2 protein-coding genes are annotated in these 1,556 nt (G+C 56.5%); both read right to left on the minus strand.

Annotation, left to right across the window (positions count from 1 at the left end; genetic code table 11):
* Positions 1–284, minus strand: a 284-nt coding sequence (locus U5A56_RS36760) for a hypothetical protein (protein ID WP_321927370.1), incomplete at its 3' end; no start/stop codon positions are given.
* 552 nt (positions 285–836) lie between these two features.
* A partial coding sequence (locus tag U5A56_RS36765; RefSeq protein ID WP_257776081.1) for an amino acid permease occupies positions 837–1,556 on the minus strand: 720 nt, incomplete at its 5' end.

Below are 1,556 nucleotides of genomic sequence, written 5' to 3' on the forward strand. Positions count from 1 at the left end.
TCCGCGAGTTGATGGGCCGTGCTGCTTGCAGCGTTCAACTGCGCCTCGATACTTGCCGCAGTCGTGTCGGCCAATTGCTCGGTGTACATAAGCGCCGAAGCTTTTTGGGCCTCCGTGGACTGCCATGTCAACAGCGATATGCTGATCACGAAACCCATCAGGACGGTAAGAACCGTGACCGCCAACAGTCGCGTGCGCAGACTCCACGACGACGGCCTGACGAACTTTCTCGCACTGAGACGCGACAATACCCCATCCTTCCCCGATGTCACGATATTGCTCATTTTTAGCGTTTCGCCTTTTTGTCGCGCCGGTTCAGACACTTGAACCGGCGCTCCGCCGGTCTTTTTAGGTTCTCGCCGTGCTCATGATCATGCTGGCAACTGACCGTCGCACACATCTCCAATCGATGCATAACTAGGCCGACCATTTCTCCCGCTGTGTTTCGGTTGACCTGCCGCAGCCATCACGAGTGAGTTTCTTTCCGGCGGAAACACCGCCCACGCGCCGTCTCCGTGATAGAAGAAGAATATAGCCAGCGGCTCGGCCGATCGCAGTGCCTCCAGGCAGACAAAACGCCCTCCCTGGGCAGTACGCCCAAATCCCGTTAGGCGCGCCGGCCTAGCGGATGTAGGCGCGAGCCACTTGTCGATCAGTGAACGTAAGGATTTCTGTTCGACGCCCATCATTGTCACCAAGTGTCACTTACATCTATAAAACACATCGGACAGCAGTCACGAAACGGTGACCATGCCTGAATCTCAACCAGCTCGGAGGGATGTTCTCCAGCCCGCAAGGCTATTTTTGATCCAGGCACGTTTGACCGGTCGATCACCTCATATCTTCTGGCGACCGATCGCAGCGTACACCTCCGGCTTCGTCGTTTTTAGGCGTCGCGCGTACAGGCACCCGAGGATTAGTGTGCCGAAGATGAACGCCAGCAGCGTTTCGGCGATCTTCACGTTGCCCGTCAGCACGTCCATATTGACCGTCGCCAGATAGCCGACCACAGACAACAAGGCGAAGCTAATGAACGGAGCTATCTTGGTTTTGAGAACGCTTGCGCCGCTTGGCTTGCGTACAAAGAACATCAATACGGAAAGCGAAGTCAGAATCAAGAGCATAAGAAGCGCATAGCCCCCAACCCCTGTCAGTGCACCGTACTCGGCGTACGGTTCGACACCTCTGTTGATCTCAAGCCCCACGATCCCGAGCATGAGGACACTCACCATCATCGACGCGCGGTACGGCGATCCGTGGCGCTTATGCACCGCTGCGCATGCGCGGGGGGCCGTACCATCGATGCCGAGGCAGTAGATGTATCGCGACAGAATGTTGTGCAACGCCAGTAGACAAGCGAATATGCTAGAGCACAGAAGCACATTGACCGCCTCAAGACCTGCCTTGCCTAAATACATGCCGATACTGTCAAGTGCTACGGTCGATGGGTCTGCACCCGCTTTGGCGATAGCAGCGGCGGGGCCATAGCCGCAAATCAGAAAATAGGCCGCCGAAGCAAACAACACCGCGAGAACGATCACTGCTGCGTAGGTGGC

Source organism: Burkholderia sp. BCC1998, from assembly GCF_905339875.1.
In the GTDB taxonomy this organism is placed as follows: Bacteria; Pseudomonadota; Gammaproteobacteria; order Burkholderiales; family Burkholderiaceae; genus Burkholderia.